The organism is Streptomyces angustmyceticus, from assembly GCF_040701845.1.
GTDB classification, from domain to species: domain Bacteria; phylum Actinomycetota; class Actinomycetes; order Streptomycetales; family Streptomycetaceae; genus Streptomyces; species Streptomyces angustmyceticus_A.
This window is the reverse complement of the sequence record NZ_JBFBHQ010000023.1, coordinates 55,969-73,908: the sequence shown is the minus strand read 5'-3', so window position 1 is coordinate 73,908 and position 17,940 is coordinate 55,969. Positions and strand designations below refer to the sequence as shown.

General features: G+C 67.6%; 23 protein-coding genes and 1 pseudogene. 16 read left to right on the top strand and 8 right to left on the bottom strand.

Annotated elements, in window-relative coordinates:
- Positions 1-83: 83 nt before the first annotated feature.
- The 4 genes from AB0411_RS30550 (at position 84) to AB0411_RS30535 (ending at position 3,222) form a co-directional block, all read left to right on the top strand.
- A complete protein-coding gene (locus tag AB0411_RS30550) occupies positions 84-452 on the top strand; it encodes a hypothetical protein (protein ID WP_366420514.1) in 369 nt (122 codons plus the stop codon).
- Positions 449-1,120, top strand: a complete 672-nt coding sequence (locus tag AB0411_RS30545; protein WP_328743635.1) for a nucleotidyl transferase AbiEii/AbiGii toxin family protein — start codon at positions 449-451, stop codon at positions 1,118-1,120. Before AB0411_RS30550 ends, AB0411_RS30545 begins: the two co-directional genes overlap by 4 nt.
- 319 nt (positions 1,121-1,439) lie before the next feature.
- On the top strand, positions 1,440-1,772 hold the full coding sequence (locus tag AB0411_RS30540) for a hypothetical protein (RefSeq protein ID WP_366420513.1): 333 nt from the start codon (positions 1,440-1,442) through the stop codon (positions 1,770-1,772).
- Between the two features lie 547 nt (positions 1,773-2,319).
- Positions 2,320-3,222 (top strand): DUF4231 domain-containing protein, encoded by a 903-nt coding sequence (locus AB0411_RS30535; protein WP_366420512.1) that lies wholly within the window; start codon positions 2,320-2,322, stop codon positions 3,220-3,222.
- A 19-nt stretch (positions 3,223-3,241) separates the two neighbouring features.
- Here the strand turns inward: AB0411_RS30535 and AB0411_RS30530 are convergent, their stop codons facing one another.
- The 4 genes from AB0411_RS30530 to AB0411_RS30515 form a co-directional block, all read right to left on the bottom strand.
- Entirely contained in the window at positions 3,242-4,183 is a 942-nt protein-coding gene (locus tag AB0411_RS30530; protein WP_366420511.1) for a hypothetical protein, read from the bottom strand.
- 44 nt (positions 4,184-4,227) lie between these two features.
- On the bottom strand, positions 4,228-4,395 hold the full coding sequence (locus tag AB0411_RS30525) for a hypothetical protein (RefSeq protein WP_366420510.1): 168 nt from the start codon (positions 4,393-4,395) through the stop codon (positions 4,228-4,230).
- A gap of 284 nt (positions 4,396-4,679) precedes the next feature.
- On the bottom strand, positions 4,680-5,456 hold the full coding sequence (locus AB0411_RS30520; RefSeq protein ID WP_366420509.1) for a Ku protein: 777 nt from the start codon (positions 5,454-5,456) through the stop codon (positions 4,680-4,682).
- Between the two features lie 182 nt (positions 5,457-5,638).
- On the bottom strand, positions 5,639-6,145 hold the full coding sequence (locus AB0411_RS30515; protein WP_366420508.1) for a hypothetical protein: 507 nt from the start codon (positions 6,143-6,145) through the stop codon (positions 5,639-5,641).
- 359 nt (positions 6,146-6,504) lie between these two features.
- Here AB0411_RS30515 and AB0411_RS30510 point away from each other — a divergent pair, with 359 nt between their 5' ends.
- Together AB0411_RS30510 and AB0411_RS30500 are read left to right on the top strand one after the other, a co-directional pair.
- Positions 6,505-6,999 carry an NUDIX hydrolase gene (locus AB0411_RS30510; RefSeq protein WP_366420507.1) on the top strand — a complete coding sequence of 165 codons (495 nt, stop codon included), beginning with the start codon at positions 6,505-6,507 and terminating at the stop codon, positions 6,997-6,999.
- A gap of 2,182 nt (positions 7,000-9,181) precedes the next feature.
- On the top strand, positions 9,182-9,346 hold the full coding sequence (locus AB0411_RS30500; RefSeq protein ID WP_366420506.1) for a hypothetical protein: 165 nt from the start codon (positions 9,182-9,184) through the stop codon (positions 9,344-9,346).
- 275 nt (positions 9,347-9,621) lie between these two features.
- Here the strand turns inward: AB0411_RS30500 and AB0411_RS30495 are convergent, their stop codons facing one another.
- Positions 9,622-10,440, bottom strand: coding sequence for a hypothetical protein (locus tag AB0411_RS30495; protein WP_366420505.1), 819 nt, complete (start codon positions 10,438-10,440; stop codon positions 9,622-9,624).
- A 764-nt stretch (positions 10,441-11,204) separates the two neighbouring features.
- Here AB0411_RS30495 and AB0411_RS30490 point away from each other — a divergent pair.
- A complete protein-coding gene (locus AB0411_RS30490; RefSeq protein WP_328743612.1) occupies positions 11,205-11,366 on the top strand; it encodes a hypothetical protein in 162 nt (53 codons plus the stop codon).
- A gap of 307 nt (positions 11,367-11,673) precedes the next feature.
- On the opposite strand, the gene AB0411_RS30485 is transcribed toward AB0411_RS30490, so the two are convergent.
- Positions 11,674-12,012: a hypothetical protein gene (locus AB0411_RS30485; protein ID WP_366420504.1), complete on the bottom strand. Its 339-nt coding sequence runs from the start codon at positions 12,010-12,012 to the stop codon at positions 11,674-11,676.
- 266 nt (positions 12,013-12,278) lie between these two features.
- Positions 12,279-12,560, bottom strand: coding sequence for a hypothetical protein (locus tag AB0411_RS30480; RefSeq protein ID WP_366420503.1), 282 nt, complete (start codon positions 12,558-12,560; stop codon positions 12,279-12,281).
- Positions 12,561-12,929: 369 nt separating this feature from the next.
- On the opposite strand from AB0411_RS30480, the gene AB0411_RS30475 reads away from it, so the two are divergent.
- The 4 genes from AB0411_RS30475 (at position 12,930) to AB0411_RS30460 (ending at position 14,647) form a co-directional block, all read left to right on the top strand.
- Positions 12,930-13,184 (top strand): hypothetical protein, encoded by a 255-nt coding sequence (locus AB0411_RS30475; RefSeq protein WP_328743609.1) that lies wholly within the window; start codon positions 12,930-12,932, stop codon positions 13,182-13,184.
- A gap of 87 nt (positions 13,185-13,271) precedes the next feature.
- Positions 13,272-13,553 (top strand): hypothetical protein, encoded by a 282-nt coding sequence (locus AB0411_RS30470; RefSeq protein WP_366420502.1) that lies wholly within the window; start codon positions 13,272-13,274, stop codon positions 13,551-13,553.
- A 165-nt stretch (positions 13,554-13,718) separates the two neighbouring features.
- Entirely contained in the window at positions 13,719-13,880 is a 162-nt protein-coding gene (locus AB0411_RS30465) for a hypothetical protein (protein WP_328743607.1), read from the top strand.
- 521 nt (positions 13,881-14,401) lie between these two features.
- On the top strand, positions 14,402-14,647 hold the full coding sequence (locus AB0411_RS30460; protein WP_328743606.1) for a hypothetical protein: 246 nt from the start codon (positions 14,402-14,404) through the stop codon (positions 14,645-14,647).
- 122 nt (positions 14,648-14,769) lie between these two features.
- On the opposite strand, the pseudogene AB0411_RS30455 reads toward AB0411_RS30460, so the two are convergent.
- Positions 14,770-15,051: pseudogene (locus AB0411_RS30455) on the bottom strand (Ku protein); the annotation flags it as partial.
- Between the two features lie 173 nt (positions 15,052-15,224).
- Here AB0411_RS30455 and AB0411_RS30450 point away from each other — a divergent pair.
- From AB0411_RS30450 to AB0411_RS30430, 5 genes are all read left to right on the top strand, one after another.
- Positions 15,225-15,590 carry a hypothetical protein gene (locus tag AB0411_RS30450; protein WP_366420501.1) on the top strand — a complete coding sequence of 122 codons (366 nt, stop codon included), beginning with the start codon at positions 15,225-15,227 and terminating at the stop codon, positions 15,588-15,590.
- Positions 15,591-15,657: 67 nt separating this feature from the next.
- Complete coding sequence (locus tag AB0411_RS30445; RefSeq protein WP_366420500.1) at positions 15,658-16,386, top strand: tyrosine-type recombinase/integrase; 729 nt, start codon at positions 15,658-15,660, stop codon at positions 16,384-16,386.
- 1 nt (position 16,387) lies between these two features.
- Positions 16,388-16,948 carry a DUF6262 family protein gene (locus AB0411_RS30440; protein WP_328743603.1) on the top strand — a complete coding sequence of 187 codons (561 nt, stop codon included), beginning with the start codon at positions 16,388-16,390 and terminating at the stop codon, positions 16,946-16,948.
- Between the two features lie 311 nt (positions 16,949-17,259).
- Positions 17,260-17,472, top strand: coding sequence for a helix-turn-helix transcriptional regulator (locus AB0411_RS30435; RefSeq protein WP_328743602.1), 213 nt, complete (start codon positions 17,260-17,262; stop codon positions 17,470-17,472).
- Positions 17,441-17,848, top strand: coding sequence for a hypothetical protein (locus tag AB0411_RS30430; RefSeq protein WP_366420499.1), 408 nt, complete (start codon positions 17,441-17,443; stop codon positions 17,846-17,848). The genes AB0411_RS30435 and AB0411_RS30430 overlap by 32 nt, the downstream gene beginning before the upstream one ends.
- Positions 17,849-17,940: the final 92 nt, after the last annotated feature.

The following is a 17,940-nucleotide window of genomic DNA, read 5'->3' as shown; positions in this document are numbered from 1 at the left end:
CGGCACCCGTAGACGGCAGGGTCAACGACTCGAACTCGGGCGCTGCCTGGAAAGCGCGCGGCCGGCTGGGCGATACTGGCGGCATGTCCGTGCAGTCTCCTTCGTTTCCGGTGCAGAACGCGTTCGCGCTGCTGTGTGCCCAGTACGCACAGCGGCTGCCCGCGCTGCTGGAGGACCTGACCGGTCCCGCCCGCGGCACGGTCGACCTGCCGCTGCACGTGGTCTGGTCGGGCCGCCGCTCCTACGGCCTGGAACAGCCGCGCTCCCGGATGAGCCTGTACCGCACTGTCCTGGCCGAAGGACAGCGCCAGGACCTGATCGACTTCCTGAACCGGGATCTGCTCATCGCGCAGTGGCCCGTGCTGCGGACGCTGATCAGCCGCCCGATCAGGGACGTGTGGGAGTCGGCTTTCCCCGAGCTCGCCGCCGCGACTGCCGCGACGGCCGCGTGAACCTGACAGCTCTGCACCGCCGGCTCCTGGCCGACGTCCTCACGATCGGCACCCCCTACCCGCTGGTGATCACCGGCGGGTACGCCGTGCAGGCCCACGGCCTGGTCGACCGGCTCTCCCAGGACCTGGACGTGGCCACCGAGAACCCGGCCCCCATCGACGAGATCATCCGCACGGTCGGCGACGGCCTGGCCGAGCGCGGCTGGGGCATCCGGCACATCGAGTCCAGCCCGCTGTCGGGCCGGCTCATCGCCACCGACGCTGCCACAGGCGAGGAGTGCGAGGTCGATGTCCTCAAGGAGGCGTTCTGGGCACCGCCCACGATCACCGAGTACGGTCCAGTTCTCTCGCTGGATGATGTGATCGGCACCAAGGTCCGTGCGCTCGCCGACCGCGGCGCGGTCCGCGACCTTATCGACGTCCACGCCGCCACCCGGCATCGCTCCACCGCCGACCTCGAAAACCTCGGCCGTCGCCACGCCCGCTTCGAGTTCAGCCTTCACGACCTGCGCGACCGCCTCGCTGGCGCCGAGTGGTGGGATGACCAGGACTTCGCCGACTATGGTCTGAACCCTGAAGAGGTAGAAGACCTGCGCGCTTGGGCCCTAGCCTGGGCCGGCGACCTCGCGACCCGGCTCTACGCCGGGGAAGAGCCGGACGACAACTGAGCTGCGCAGCAGCGAAGAGATCAGCCTCAGAGGGGTGCTCGACTCGTCAAGGGCATTCCGGTAGCCACGCTTGCCCTATTTTCAATCGATGCGATCCCATGTGCCTGGTCAAGTCAGGTCATTGAGGTGAACATGCTGTTTCAAGCCACGTTTCAGCATCACTGGCTTGACGGGCATGCTCGATGTCGCCTGACTCCGATCGACCTCTCCAGGAGGGAGACATCACGAGGGCGGCGCGCTGCGCAGACCTGGGGCGGACGCGAAGCACTGCATCATCTCCAAGGGAGAATCTGGAAGTACAACCAGCATGGGTCGAAAGATGCGCCTGCTCACGACCGGGGCCGCCTTGGCGCTGGCGGTACAGATGGCGCCTGCGGCAGTTGCCGCGGAAGCCAGGGAAGCCGCCTGTGGCGTTAGCGGAGCCAACCTAGACCAGCGCCCAAACGGGCAGTACTTCCAGCAGCCTGTCAGCATCCGCACCGGTCCGGCATGGGAATGCCGTGTCTTCGACACCGCCACGACCCGCAACGCCGTCGACTACTACTGCACGACCGATGGTTTTACGTACCTGCGTACGAAGGCGAGGGTGCGCGGCTGGGTCTGGAACGGCTACCTGGTCGACGGCGGTACGAACGTTCAGTGCCAGGGGTGAACTGGTCCTGGGGTGGCAGGGCAGCCGGTTGGCGGTGAGTACGGGCACCGAGCCACTGCCCGGTGCCCGTACAGGGCAGGAGCCTGCAGCCGTTCCTGGCAGACGACCGTGACAAGCCGCAGGCCCTGTGCCCGCCCCGTTCCCGGGGGCGGTCGGCGAGCATGGGGCCGACACCGCATGGGCCCGACACCGCACCTGAGCTCCAGCACTTCGACCCCCAGCGCACGTGTGTGACCGTCGTAGCCGGTTGTTCGTTGGGCTGGTGCGTCCATCGCATCCGTCCCCGCGGATGGGGTTGAAGGGCATGAGCCGACCGGCTCATGCCCTTCACTTCTTTCCGCGCCGCTCCCCTGCTGCCGTGACCGCACCCAGCACGCAAGTTGTGCCGAGCATGAATGACATCGATGACAGGCTCCTGGCCCTGGTCGACAGCGTCGTCTCCAGCGAGGAGAAACGGCTGCCGCTGCTGGATCGATCTCGCTGACACCGTGACAGCCCACGTGGAAAGGTCAGCAGTGATCGCTGGTGACACGCGGAGGGCATTCTGTTGAGCCGTGAATCCGAGGATGACGCCCCTCGCCGCCGAGCCGTGGCGGATGAGGCGCTGAGCGCTGCTGAGCGTCAGCTGCAGAAGAACGAGCAACTCGAGGTCCACCGGCTGCGCGCCCTGGTGCGGACGTGGGAGCACGACCTGGCCGACCGCAATGCGCTCGTCCGCAGGCACCGGATAGCCGTGGCCCTCGCGGTCACCACGGTGCTCGTCTCGACCTACTGGATCACGACGCACTGGGGGCTGCCGGCCGAGGCACTGAAGGTCGGCATCCCCTGCGCCGTGGTCCTCTTCGCTTCTTTGAGCGTCGCCGTTTTCACTACGCTCCGCCTTCGCCGGATGCACAGGAGGGAAGCGATCGAGGACGGCCTGGCGACGAACCGGGACGCCCTGCGCTTCCTGACTGCACTGGCCCACCCCTCGCTCAACGAGCGCCGCAGCCTCTACCGCGCGGATGTCGCCAGCCTCATCGAGCAATACCAGAACGACAGCCGCAAGTACCGCCGCGTCCACAACTCGTTGCAGTCCCTCGTCATGGTGGGGTCAGCCCTCAGCACCTTGGTCGCCGGCCTCGAAACCGGCAAAGAGCTGACTTGGCAGAGCGTCACGCTGGTGGCGATCAGTGTCTCCATCACCCTCGCTTCCACCTTCACTGGCTACTACAAGTACCGGGAGCGCAGCTACTTCTTGCAGCAGACGGCCGACTCCGTCGAGGAGGAGGCAAACGGATACGCACTCGGCGTCGGCCCCTACGGCAACTTCGAGACTGGGCAGGAGGACCAGGCGCTGGCGCTGTTCACCAAGCGGGTCGAGGATCTGCGCAACGAGCAGCGACGACGCCAGCAGCAGCTGGACCAGCCAGCCGAGCAGGCCGTGCCGAACGGCCAGGTCCAGGGCTGATCCAGCTGTCGGCCGACATCTACGCCTCCTGGCCCGGTCGGCGCTCGTAGCGGATGCGCGGGGCGGCGGAGCCGGCGTCGCGGTAGAGCTGACGGATATCTCGGACGATGTCGTCGTGGTCGCTCAGGTTGATGCAGCTGGGGTCGACGGCGTGACCGATGAGCCCGAAGAGCATGTGCGTACGTTTCTGTTCGCCGTGTGTCACCGAGGGGGCGGCGGTGCTGGATTCCAGGAGCTCAACGAGCAGGCCGGGCCAGGGCACGGATGCCGGCTCCGGGGCGGGCTTGCCGTCCTTCGCTGCGATTTCGGTGGCCCTGGCATTGGCGGTCGCTGCCGCGGAGGACTGGTCAGCGCGTTGTTGCAGGTCGGGTACAGCCGCGAGCCGGCGGGCCAGCGCGACGATCTCGTTCTGGTGCTTGTCAGCCCACAGGAGTTCGGCGTACCGATCGCGCAGAGCACGGCAGTAGTCCACGCGTTCGCTTTGGCTCAGGGGCGCGCCGTACGCGTCGTCGAAGTCGGTGCGCAGCTGCAGATAGCGGCGTTCGGCGGACTGGCGGGTGCGCATCTCCAGCGCGGTGGCAAGCCGCGCCCAGGTCACGCCCTTCGTGCGCGCCGCGCCGATGATGCGGCCTTCATCGAGCTTGAGTTTGTCGCGCAGTGTGCGGAGCACCAGGAGCGCGGCGAGCAGGTCCGTCTCGGTGGCCTCGTCCGCCGCCTGGCGCTCGATGAGCTGGGTCACCAAGTCGTACTTGTCCGCGACTTCGCTCAGAAGTCCGCTGGTTCGCAGGGTGGTGACGGGTCTGGCCAGCTCGCCGGCCCACTCGTCTTCCTGCAAAGGCTGCGGGGTCCGCAGGTGCTGCCACGCGTAATGGCGATTGGATTCTGCTTCGGGGTGTTCGGGTGATGTCGTCTGACGGACGACGCTATTTGTCGTCTGACGGACGACTTTCTCTGTAGGCATCGAAGTTGCTACTCCAGAAATTAGAAAACTAAAGCAAAAAAGAGCTACTCGTTGGCCCCATCAGGGGAGGGCACCTGCGGCAGCTCGGCCGGGGGCCGCCGACGACGTCGGCGGCGCAGCGCCTTGAGGGCCTGGGCGCCGGCCCAGCCGGTCACCAGTACGGCAACGCCCGCGACGTACTCGGGCCACGCCTGTGTCAGAACATCGGTCATTGCAGGTCAACGCACATTCGCGGTCGCCCGGTGTGCGCCGTACTCCTTTGCGTTCGGCGTCGGACATGACGAGGTCTGCCCAGCCAAGGGGCGGTCGGACGAGGCGTTACGCCGGAATCGTCCGACGAACATTCTTATGGCATGCGCCCAGGCCGAACGGTCTTTTTCTCGGCGTTACGGAATTCGCCAGGGTTCGCCAGGGTTCACCGTGTGCGAGATGCGTCAATTACGCGCATTGACTCAATTCGAACAAAAGCGGAATAGACGCATCGCAGAAAATTCTGCTAAGCGTGGCCCCCATTGCGCGCCCGCCGGGCGTCGCGCACGGACTGCTCCAGTGCTGCCATCAGGTCCACCGGTGGCTGCGGCTCCAGCGGCGGCGTGGCCGTGCGGCCGGCGGCGAGGGTGTCCACGAGGAGGTTCAGCGCCTGGACGTAGTCGTCGTGCAGGTCGGTGATGTCCACGCCCGCCATCTCGGTCATCAGCAGCTCGGCGATCTCCAGCTCCCGGTCGGTGGTCGGCGCCGGGCTGGACAGGTCGCCGGGGTCACGGATCTCCTCGGGCCAGTGCAGGGTGTGCAGCACCAGGATTCCGTTCCTCGGCCGCAGGACGGACAGTCGCTCCCGCGACCGGAGGGCCACCTTGCACACCGCCAGGCGACCGGACCGGGCCAGGGCCTCGACCAGCAGGGCGTACGGTTTTTGGGCCCCGGGGCCGTGGGCGCCCACCCAGTACGGGCGGGCATACAGCAGCGGGTCGACGTTGGCCTCGTCGATGAACCTGACGACCTCGATCACACGCTTCGTGGGCAGCGGCAGCGCCTCGAGATCGGCGTCATGAATGACCACCGTGCGGCCGTCGGGTGCCTCCCAGCCGCGGGCGGTCTCCTCCGGCCCGACCTCCCGGCCGTCCAGCTCGCACACCCGCCGGTGGCGGACGCGGCCCCCGTCGGCGGCATGCACGAGATGGAGGCCGGGCCCGTGGTCTTCAGTGGCTGCGTAGATGTCCACGGGCAGTGCGACCAGGCCGAAGGAGACCGTTCCCTGCCAGAGCGATCGCATGGCTTCGACGGTACGCACAGCCGGGTGCGGCCGCCGCCCTTCCGCATCCGTCCGGGCGGAGGCGCGGTGCGAAATGTCCAGCAGCCGCCGCCGGCGTGATCCGACTCAGCTCCGCGGCAATCGGCCTCCCTCACGGCCCGGCCGGACGGACGGTGCTGAGGTCGGTTCACCGCTCTTGATGATCATTGCGGCAGGCCAGCTGCAGCGGCCTGGCGGAAGGCGTCGCCGCATGTGTGGCAGGGCACGGGCGTGTGTTCGGCGAGGACGATCAGTGCATGGCGCACTTCCCTGCTCAGCTGGAAGAGCCGGCGACTGGCCTGTCCGCCCTCGTAGGCGGACAGGCGGAAGAGGCTGACGGCCTGTTGGTCGCGGTCGTCGGTGAAGGTGTGCGGGAGCCCGGCGAGCAGTTCGAAGTCCCGCTTGCCGGTGGCCGCGTTGGCTACGGTCCGCAGAGGCAGGGCGTCGAGGTCTGCAGCCGGCACGGAGGCGTCGGTCGCAACGGCATGGGCGGCAAGGGCCGCGAAGACCTGGATCAGCCGTTCGCCCACCACCGTGGTGATGCCCCAGGTCCGCAGGTTCTCGTGGCGATCAGCCTGCCGCCCCGGCTCCTGGTCCACCAGCGGCAGCAGAACACGGCCCAGGTGAGCGCAACGACGCCACAGCGAGTCGTAATCGGAATCCGAGGTCACGGTTGTTCCTCTCCGGAGAATGGAGGGCCTGCGGCTGAGAGGCAACCCGGCTGCCGCAGGCCCTCCAATGTGCCACTACGTGCAGGGCACGTACAGGACGGGACCGTTCGCTGTGCCCGAGCCATGGGTCCCGCGCGAGCTCACGAGGGTGCCGACCGTGGAGGTGCGCCAGGCCACCTTCGGGTCATCGGGGTGGTTCACGTAGGTCGCTGCTGCTGTTGGCTCTGTCCACGAGAACGGAGCATCTCTTGACCAATTCGGGTTCTGGATCAGGTTCTGTGGTCGGTGACGGTGAGTTACTCGGCTTGGTCCACCTGTCCGATCACACCATCCTTGCCGCGGACGGATAGCGTGTCCGGATGCCGCCCGTGAACCTGCGTCACTCAGTCCGCGCGATCATCCTCGACGAGAACGACGGCATCCTTCTCTGCCGGTTCGCGATTCCAGATCCGGCGGGAACAGTGGTGTGGGCAGCTCCCGGCGGAGGGATCGAGCCGGGGGAGACGCCACTTGCCGCGCTGCGCCGTGAACTGCGGGAAGAGGTGGGCCTCGCCATCAGGACCGACCCGCCGCACGTGTGGCACCAGGAAGTTGTGGCCCATGGACATGCCGCGGGCTACGACGGCGTCATCAACGACTACTTCCTCGTACGTGCCACCAGGTTCAATCCGCGCGGGACTCTGTCCGACGACGAGCTCGCCGCGGAGAACATTAGCGGTCTGAAGTGGTGGAAACTGCGTGAAGTCGCCTGTTATGACGGTTCCGACATCTTCTCGCCCCGCGATCTTGCGACTTTTTTGGCGGAGTTGATCACCTCCGGCACTCCAGCCGGGCCGGTACGGCTCGGCCTCTGAGCGGACAGCCGGTGTCATGGCGCGAGCAGGACACGCTTCCGTAGAAGTACGAACCCAAGTGGCGCTAGCGCAAGCACGGATGCGGGGAGCAGCGTGACCTGCGCCTGGGTGCGTCCCGCTCACCGTCTTGCTCCCCGCACCCGCTGGGGAGCCAGGCGGCAACGCTCGGCTGCCTGTTACCGACCTTGCGGTAGCCCCAGGCTCCGTAGAGCATCTGCACCTTCGGATGATCGGGGTCGACCAGGAGAACAGCCAGGGCGTCCGCGTCTCGAAGATCAGCCCGCGCAAGGTGAAGGTGCCGTTCGGCTCCCGCCCCTCCACCTGCCCCGTCCGCGCCTGAACGCGCCTGGACCGAGTCCGCCGGCCTGAGCGACCCGGACGGCTTCGCCTTCCGCGCCCTGCACCCACGCTGGCACACCGTCACCGACGCCGGACTGTCCCCGGAGGCCATCGGCGACGTCACCACCCGGCTCACCGCCCGCGCCGACCTGCCCGTCCGCCACACCGGCCACTCCCCCCGCCGCGGCGCCGCCGAAGAATCCCGGCGCGCCGGCAACGACCGCAAGGTCATCGCCAAGCAGGGCGGGTGGGTGCCGAACTCCGGGGTCATGGAGGGCTACTTCGAGGACGCCGAGGGCTGGGAGGAGAACGCCATGATCGGGGTGCTGTAGGGCCCCGGCACGGACGGCCGGGTGGCGTGTACCACGGTCCCGCGGACCGCCCCGACAAACGACATGGCTAACTTTACTTGTGCCATCGTCGCAGGTCAGAGGGCCACGAGGTCAAATGCGGTCAAGTTTTACGCGTATAAGTGGGGTACCGTGCATCACGGATGACTCTTAAGACTTGCACGCCCCGATCGGGGTCCACGAAGGCTTAAGAGCGGTGCATGCAGGCCGCTCAGAGTCACCGCGGGCCGACCTCCCAGGTCGAAGCACGCAAAGCCAGGCCGGAGCCACGGTCTGGAGCAGGGGTCGGACCCTGACCTCCCTTGGCAGAGCAGCCAGGGTCCGACGGGAAATCGCCTGCGCCCCCGAGTGTTCCCGCACTCGGGGCGCGGTGCGTCCAGGGCCCTACTTCAGGCCCAACGCCCGCAACAGTGCCTCTCCAGCGACCGTAGCGATCACTCCGGAAACCGTGCCCGCAACAGCGTTCACCGCTGCGGTCACGACGGCGTCGCGCACTCTGCGATCTCCCCGGCGAGGTGGTGCATCACCGCCGGCCTCCTCGTCGCCATGTGGCTCCGAGTCGTCCTGCGGATCTAATCCATTGCTCACCGGGTCGCTCCTCCTGATCCTGCGATGCCGCTCATGTACCACGCGGGGCGTACGCGCGGCATCGCTAACGGCCGTACGCCCCGTCAGGCACACGAACCGGACGGAGAAGCGAAAGACAGCCTACGCGGACCCGGTAGACACCCGGCTCTGTCCACCTCCCTCAAACCATGCTGCGCAAGGCGCCTGACCGCCCGTCGCCAGCGAAACCGCAGCTCAACGGCTGGGAGTCCGGGAGTAGGGAGCCCTCCAAGCCCCGCAGCTTGAAGGAGAGTCAGAAGCTTGTGACCAGGTCTTTCACAGCCCATCTCGGCGAAAAAGTCGTCGTCGTCGTCGCAGTTGTCGACGAACTCCGTCACTTCGTTGTCCAGCGGCCAAGAGTCCGGCCACCAAGCAGCGTGAACACCCTTCTTGAACACGTGCTGCCGGGTCCGAAGGGGGATTCGCCCAGCGGCACCGTGCTGACCGGGAACCGATCGGTTCTTAGACGGACCCTCGCGTCGGATAAAAGGGGTTATCCAACGCGATATCGCCAACGGCCTGGGTCCTCAGAACATTTGATGATCTTTCCGGACGGATACGGAGAAAACCCTGAACCGCCCCGCATCGGCCCCTGACGGGGCAGACTCCTGCCCGGAGAGTTCTATCTCTGGGGTAGAAGGTAGAACTGGTCCGGCCACTCCACGCGGTGACGCGCGTGGAGCTTTAAGCACCCGCGGGCCCCGGGTGCACCGCATGCCATCAGCCGAACCCGTAAACCGAGGAGCACGGCGCGCAGCGGGCCCCTTCAGCGCGTCGGCCTACCTGTGTACAACCGCACCCGCGCTCTGCCCATGCTCGGGGCCGGAGCAGCCACTTCCGCGCCGCCCGCAGCCCTCGCCTTCGCCGGGGCCCCCTGGTGGGCCCTCGTGATCACCTCCCTGCCCGGCGCCGCCGCCCTCCTCCTGCAGGCGGCCCTCCCGCAGAACTCCAAGGACCGGCTGGAGTGGTGGCGCGACCGCCGCCGCCACCGCGAACAGCTCGCCCGCACCCGCCAGCCGCTCCCTGTGGTGCCAGAGGGACGACCCGACTAGTGGCGTACGTCGCTGGCCCACGTCAGCGCGGCCCTGATCAGACGTTCGTGGAGCCCGCGGTCGAGGACGCAAGCGCTCTTCTCGCACCCCCTACCGGATTCGGGAGCAAGTCGCGCGACTCTGCGACGACCGGCATGTTCGGCTCCTCCCCCGTACACAGCGAAGGGGCCGGACGGCCCGTCCGGCCCCTTCGGGCGCGCCTGCTGTGTGGTGGGTGGTGCTACAGCTCCCCGACCCGCACCAGGCCAGGGGCCATCTGCGCCGGTCTCACCGGGTCAGCCAGTCCCCGCGCGCTTCTTGGGGACGCGCACGACGCGACGCTTCGGGGTGAAGGCGGCGGTCTCATCCAGCCTGCCGAGCTTGAGGTAGTGGACGTTGCGCATGTGGACGACCTCGAAATCGGTGGGGTTGATGGCACGGCGCTTGGTCGTCACCAGCCCGGCCTTTGCGAGCTCTCGCAGGCCCTTGCCGCGTGTGTCCTCGCTCAGGTCGTACCTGTTCTGTGCGTCCTTGGGACTGAACCACAAGGCGGTGCCGTCGTCTGCCGGGCCGCGCTGGCACAGGAGCACGAGGAACATCGCGAGACCGGCCCCAGACAACAGGGTGAGGTGTCCGTTGAGCCAGAACGTCTTCGGGATCTGCACGTATCGGTGGACGACCGCGCCCAACAGGTTGGTGGCGGCTTCCTTCTTGGCCGCGGCACCGGGGGCGATATAGGGCTCGCCGTTGCCGGTCTCGTTGAGCACGACCACCTGGTTGGGGCGTCCCGGCTGGGATTCGACCGTGATGAAGCGGTGTTCGGTCAGCCAGCTCTGGGCGTCGCTGATCCGCCGTGCGCCGGCCTTGGGCGGGTCCGGGAGGTCGAGCAAGGTGGCCCAGGCACGTGCGGTGAACGTGAGGCCCTGGGCGACGTCGTCGCGCTGCATCCAGAGGTAGCTGAGGTAGAGCTTCAGCCGTACGTGGCCGCCGCGTCCCCCACGCAGCATCTGCGCCAGGGGCGGCGGCGGATCGTCGGGGGTGGCCCGCTCGACGAAGCTGTAGCGCAGCTGGGCCTTCTTGCGTCCGTACCGCCCGGCGCCCTCCGCGGCCTTCAAGGCGTTGTTCGACGGCGCCGTCGGCCGGGGGGCCGTCAGAGACCTTTCCGCTTGCACCGGGTCACCTGCCGTATCTCTGCAGTAGAGAATAGTAATTTTTAAAGTTACTTAGTGCCGGGTACAGAGGACCCCCGCATCCGGCACAAGGGTACCCCTCACACCAGGCGGGAACGCCCTCTAGAGGGTGCAAAGGTAGGGGGTTCAACGGCCGCAAGCAAAGAGGGTTGGCGCGGAACGGTCCGCACCCGCTACAGTCAAGAGCAGACGGATCGGAAACGGCGTCAGAAACGGGTTGTGTCCCCTGAGTTCAGCGCATGTATCGCATCTGTCGAAGAACCACTGCAGTCCACGTAATCCGCATCAACTCGTCGTCCGCTGAGAATCGGCTTCGGGTACCGGATGGAGGAGGGACCCGCCGAGGTTGTGCCCCTCGGTCCCCTCCCCTGCAGAGGTTCGCCCTGAAGGCCCGGGAGTTTCCCGGGCCTTCAGGATTTGCACCAGCCCCGGGCAGCGGCGAGCGCTCCAGGAGGGATGGCGAAGGCCCTCGCCGACGCCGCGCTGTCGATGTCCTCGCTGGAGTGGCAGAAGAACTTCGTGCCCTGACCCACCGGAACGTGCAGTGTCCCCGGTGACGCTTGCCGGGGAACACTACGTTGCTGCTTACCCCTCATTGCCCCCATTTAACCTAACAGGTCTACGACGGCCCGGTATCAGCTGCGGAGTGCCGATACCTTGGTCCCCCGTCAGCGTTTGCGGCCTCGGCTGTGCTGTTCGTGCTGGACGTCGGCGGCCTGGTGCTGGACTTGCCGGCGGTTCTGCCGGGCGGCCTCGCTGGCGCGGTAGCCCGCTTCCTGCTCGTGCCGGTCGGTGCTCAGCTACTGATCTTCTGCCGGTCCGTCTGTTCCTTGCGGACCTCGTCGATGTAGCTGCGGAACTGGTCGGCCTCCCGCGTCGAGGACTGGACTCGGCCGTGGGCGTCGTTGCGGCGGCGCAGGTCGCCGGTGTCGATCGCCTGCGCCCTGTCCGGCAGGGCGGTGCGCAGTTCCCGGAGCCTGGTGGCCAGGTCCTCGACGGTGGCCGGGCGGTTGCCGGTGGCACCGGGGGCCCGGACGTCGGCGTGCCCGGTCAGCGTCTCCCAGGCACCGGCCTGGGCGTCCTCGACGGCACGCCGGGCGCGCCTTTGCTGGTCCTCGGCCTCGATGCGCTGCTCCAGCAGGTGGCCGGTCGTCTTCTTCAGCCCTTCTTGGTGGAGAAGGCGAGCGCGAGCTTGACGTGGCCGGCCTTGCGGGCGGCCGCGGTCTGGTCGTACTGGCTGCGCATCTCCTTGGCCTTCTGCTCGGCGGCCAGAGCGGCGTCCGTCTCCTCACGGGCGCGGGTCAGCAGGGCCTCGGCGGCGGTGAGGGCGACGTTGGCCCGAGCGGCGAACTCGCGGCCGTGGGTGGTGCCGGCCGCCGCGTCGCGCTCCAGGTCCTCGGACCGCTGCCAGTACTCCTCGCGGGCCTCGGCGGCTTCCAGGAACCAGGCCAGCCGGGTCCGCAGATCCTCGTCGGGCAGGTCGCCGTACGCCCGCACGTCGGCTGGCGGATGGTGCGCAGCTCCTGCTGGCGGCGGAGGGCGTCGAGCCGGTCCTGCTGCTCCTCGGACATCTGCGGGCCGCCCGCGCCGGTCTCTTCGGTGTCGTACGCGGGCAGCTCGACGTCGTCGCGGCGCAGGTCCTGCTCGACGGCGGCGCGTTCGGCGCGGCGGGCGGCGTCCTCCCACATCTGACGCTTGGTGAAGGTGGACTTCGGCCTGGCCGCGCGCACGGTGCGCTCCCGGGCGGCGCTGGCGTTGCGCAATCAGTTCCCGTCCTTGAGGCTGTCGAGCATCTTGTTCTTGTCGAACTTGCCGTCTTCGTCGGTCCAGCCCAGGTCGTCGATGGCGACGCTCGTCACCAGGGCTGTGTAGTCCTTGCGCTTGACGCCCTCGCACTCGGCTGGCTTGCTCTTGTCGCCGTCGGCGCGTGCCTTTAGCGCCGTCAAGCAGCCCTCCGTCAGCTCCTTGTAGCTCTGGCCGCAGCCGGTGAAGCCGGCGAGCCCGACCAGCACAGCGGCAGCGGTGACAGCGGTGCGGATGCGCATGAATCCCCCAAGGTCGCGTGCGGGCATCATCCCGGGCCGGGCAGGGGTGTGAGGGAGGTGTGACGGAACAGTGACCTCCATGGGCGCGCACCGGGCCTCGACCAGGGGATGGTCGCAGTGATACGCCCACCCCATAACCACTAGAGAACGCACGCACCACCACAGCCCCCAGCCGACGGCCGGGGGCCTTTTCGTGCCGCCAACGGTCGCCCGCCCTCCACACCCATCGACCGTTCAGGCAACCGACTCCCTAGAGATTCACCACCGGCCTCACCACCGGCATTCACGACCTCGACGCCCACCACACCGCCTACCGCCTCTACCCGCGGCAAGGCCATGCCGCCATGCCCCGAACTGTTAGGAGACCCCATGCCCGCTCACCACGACACCCAGCACACGCCCGTCCTCACCGGCTACTACGACCACGACCGCAACGCCCTCTGGACCCGATGCCGGCACTGCCGCACCTGGGCCTGCCACACCATTCCGGGCATCCCCGCGGGCCGACGCCTCGAGGTCTGCGGGCGCCCCGCATGCCGGCCCGGGTGCCCGCTGAGCGTCGGCTGGTACAGGATTCGCGTCAGCCCGCATAGCTACGCCGCGGCCGTCAGCAAGTGGCGGTAGCCCCTGAGGCCGTCGCTCGGCGAGTTCGCGCTCTTGCCGGGCCCCCGGCCCTCCGTTCACCGTGAAAGGTTCACCGCCGAACGAGCCTTGGGGGACCCGTTGGCCGGCAACACCACACCCGCATCCCGCCCACGTGCACTCGCCGAGACCGTCCGCCGCTGGCAGGGCCGGGCGCTCCTCGCCTGGGCGCGGATTCTGCAACGCACCGTGGCCGGGGACCGGCTGCGGCGGCAGCACGTCGCCCGCCGCAACCGCGCCATCCGCGCCGCGGCCGCCCGCGGCGTCACCAAGGCCGCCCTCGCCCGTGCCACCGGCCTGAGCGAGGCGACCATCGGGCAGGCCCTGAAGGGTGAGGCGACCACCGACTGACCGTGTGTCGCTGCACACCGGCCCCGCCCCGGTCGTAAGGTCAGATCGCCCCGCACGTCCGGGGATGAACACCAACGCCCCCGCACCGGATCCCGGTCGGGGGTGTTCGCATGTTCGGTCCGTCCCGCTCTACCGGGCCCGCCCCGCGGCCGAGACGATGACGCCATGCCCGACGCCCACTGCTCGAAGTGCTGCCCCACCAAGCCACCCAAGCCCGAGGTGCCCGCCCCGTGGCCGTGGAGCGCCCTGGTGTGGCTGGCGATCATCTGCACCGGAGGGACGAGCCTGTACGCGCTCGTCATGTGGGCGGCGTCGAGCCTGTTCTGAGCGGCCGCCGCCGGAGGGTATTCCCTGGCGGACGACCGGCTAGCGCATCGAGCCGCGCGTTTGCTGCTCCTCGCGGGGCGTAGCGTCCCGGATCCTGCATGCTGCTGACCGATGTGCCCCGACGCAGGCCGGCTGCTTCATCTTCCTCGTCGACGAGTTCCTCCGCACCGACGTGGGTTCTGCGTTCACCTGTCTGGTGCTGTACACCGTTGTGCCACAGACCAAAGGTGTGTCCCATCCCACATGCGCAGGTAAAAGGGCTGGTCGGCGCCCCTTCTGCACACGGTCTGACCACGCTCTGACCCCTCTTCAGGAACGCATCTCAACAGAAGGGAACAGAAAGGCACTTGCGACTTGCGGTGACCCATCAAGCGGCTCACCCGACGCTCGGTACCATCAACACAACGCGAAAGAGAGCCCGTTCCCGACCCCGGTTCCTAGGCCACTGGTCGAGAGGGCTCTCCACGCGATGCACCACCCAGCAGGTCCGCGAAGACCCCAACATTTCTTGGAGGAACACCTTGAAAAACGACGGTACCACCCCGTCTGGCGACGGCAACGGCAGCCGCCGCGCCCGCTCCCACCAGCGCCTGCGCGGCGCCCTGGGCCGCACCCTGCAGTGGCGCCGGCGCCGGCGCCCGACGTGGCAGAACCTCTCGACGTGGAAGCAGCGCCCCCTGTGGCAGGAGCCCGTGCGCGGCGCCCTGTATGCGGCCGGGAGTGGCATCATCGGCTTGACGTTCGCGTGGTTCCAGCACTGGCTGTGACGCCCCACTGAACTGCGCCCCGCCCGGACCTCCCTGCGGCGGGGCGCAGGCGCGTCACCGGTGAACCCGGCACCGGCAAGACCACCCTCGCCCGCACCATCACCGCGGCCGTGGGCGCCCACCCAGTACGGGCGGGCATACAGCAGCGGGTCAACGTCGGTCTCGCCGATGAACCTGACGACCTCGATCACACGCTTCGTGGGCAGCGGCAGGGCTTCGAGGTCGGCGTCCTGGATGACCACCGTGCGGCCGTCGGGTGCCTCCCAGCCGCGGGCGGTCTCCTCCGGCCTGACCTCCCGTCCGTCCAGCTCGCACACCCGCCGGTGGCGGACGCGGCCGCCGTCGACGGAATGCACGAGATGGAGACCGGGCCCGTGGTCGTCAGTGGCTGCGTAGATGTCCACGGGCAGTGTTATCTAGATCTGGATTGCGGGCGTGAGGTACGTGAGGTCAGGGCTCATTCGTCTGTGTGGCTGATGGGTATCTGAGAGGTCGCTGGGGTGTTTGGCCCGTTAGTCCATACGTGATCTATCGAGCTGAGAAGGCTGAAGTACCGGAGTCCTCAAGAGTCGCCTGGGTGGTCGTCGACGGGGTCTTCCGGCTGCATCGTGAGGCGACCGCGTTTTTGGACCAGGTTCGTGGTCTGGGCCGGTCGGTGAACACTGAGCGGAATTGCGCGAGCCGGGTGGCTCTGTACCTGACCTGGTGTGACGAGCGTGGGCTGCGGTGGTCGGAGCCGGGTTTCGAGAACCTGCTGTGCTTCCGGGAGTGGCTGGTGAGCGTCCCTCTCCCGCCGCGGGGCTGCAAGAACCAGTCGGTGATCCGCTTCCGGCAGGACGGCAGTGCCAATGCGGTTCTGGGAACGATGACGCAGTTCCTGCTGTTCGGTGTCGGGCCTGGCTGGGTCTCCGAGCAGGTCGCATCTCCGCGACACCCTGCCTGACGCCCCGAGCGTCAGCGAGCCCTACCTGTTCCCGGCGATCACCTCCGCCGGAGGATCAGACCACCTCATGAGCAACAACTTCGGTGCCGGCATGCGGACCTGGGTGAACAACCTCGACACCCTGGGCAGTGACGCCATGGACTCTGAAGGCAACGTGATCCCCTTCAACCGGTCCCTGATCTATCCCTACGCCTTCCGGCACTCCTTCGCCCAACGGCATGCCGACGCGGGCACCCCACTTGACGTGCTCCGAGACCTCATGGACCACGATGATCCAAAAACGACCATGGGATACTACCGGGTCTCTCTGGAACGCAAGCGCAAGGCCGTCAAGACCCTGAGCCTGATGGTTGCCGACCGACACGGGACCGCGACACCCTGCTCGCCGACTGCCTACGAACAGCGCTCAGTGGGCGTTCCGTTCGGCGGTTGCACCGAACCCACCAACGTCAAGGCCGGCGGACACGCATGCCCGATCCGCTTCCAATGCTCAGGCTGCGGCTTCTACCGTCCCGATCCGTCCTACCTGCCCGCGATCGAGGACCACGCCAACAGCCTGCGAGCTGACCGCGAGAAGGCTCGGGCGATGGACGCAGCCGGCTTCGTCATCGACAACCTCACCGCTCAGATCAACTCCTACGAAGAAGTCGCGGCGACGATGCGCGAACGGATGGCAGCCCTGCTCAAGGACGATAGAGCCGAGTTGGAGGAGGCCGCCGCTGTCCTTCGCCGGGTCCGAGCCGGCGGCGACCACAAGCTCCTCCCCCTGACCGTCGCCGCCAAGAATGGAGCGTGAGATGGCTACCCGAACCCCCGCTGACGTCCTCGCCGAATCCCGGCGACAGACCAGCCTCCTCAAACGCCAACGCGTGCTCGACACCATTCGGCGCATGCTGGACGACGGCGAGCCGATCTCCTTCGCCGCCGTCGCCCGCACTGCGAAAGTGTCAACCTGGCTCGTCTACGCCGAAGGCATCCGCGAACACGTCCAAGCAGCCATCCAGCGGCAGGAACAGGCTCCCGTCACCGAAGCGGCCCAAGGCCGCCGGGCAAGCCCCGCCAGCCTCCACACCGACCTGGCCATGGCCCGCGAGGAGATCAAAGAACTCCGCACGGAACGTAATCAGCTCCGAGCCGCTATGCGGCAGCACCTCGGACATCAGCTCGATCAGATCAGCAATCGGAAGCTGACTGAGCGGATCACCGAACTTACGGAAGCCAACAGGAAGCTCGAACACGAGCTGGCCCAGCTCCGGCCACTCGCCGATCACGTGCATGAGCTTCAGCAGGACCTTGCCGCGGCCCGCACGAGCCTCCGACAGATGATCCGGGACGGCAATCAGCACGAGCCAACCTGAGTGGGTGCTTTCGACCGCGGGGTGAATGGGCAATCCCGAAGGACCTGCTTGATCATTTGAGCGTCACCCCACGCGGCAAATGAATTCGGTTGCGGCGGGGCGTCGCGAAATGTCGGTGAGAAGTGACACCACCGGAGCCGCACTCGCGGGCGGGGTTGTGGCCTTCCAAGGGGCGGTCAGGGATGCACTCGCCCTTCCACACCGGGCTGGCCACCAGCACGGTGAACACGGTGCCCGAGCGCCGCGCGAGCCCTGCCCTTCCTGTAAAGCAAGCTTGACAACCACTGAGGGGTGACAAGTAAGCTTTACACATGCGAAACAGCGTCAGGGAGCTGCGGTCGTCACGAGGACTCTCCCAGGGCCAGCTAGGCACAGCCCTCGGGGTCTCACGGCAAACGATCAACGCAATCGAGACCGAGCGGTACACACCTTCCCTGCCGCTCGCCTTGTCCATGGCCAGGTTCTTCGAGGTCAGCGTTGAGGAGATGTTCCATGTCGAAGAGAGCCCAGCAGATGACCAGTAACAGAGCCAGGCGGTCCGTCCCCGGCTTCTTCCTCGCCATCGGAGTCGCCTGCCTCGTGGCCGCGACTTTCGGCGGCCGCCTCGCTCTCGGCCTGGTGACGTTCGGGATCCTGGCGGCCTGCAGTCTTGCCTTAGTGCTGCTGGGACGCCGGAGCGAGACCTATCAGGGCCTCACCGAGAAGGCTCCCGACGAGCGCTTCGCCCGGATCGGAGGGCGAGCCTGGGCTGGCACGGGCGTGGTGCTTACCGTGGCGAATCTCTACGCCTTCATCGGTGAACTGGCATCCGGAAGAAGCGGCGATCCGTACTTCTGGTTCGTGGCAACCGCCGCCATCGCCTACATCGCGTTCGTCGCCTTCTGGTCTCGGCATACCTGAGAAGCCATCGCCTCGAACGGCTCGCCACCGTAGGTCCGACCAGGCAACGCGATCAACCTGGTCACCTCGACCGCACCGCACTTGGCCACCAG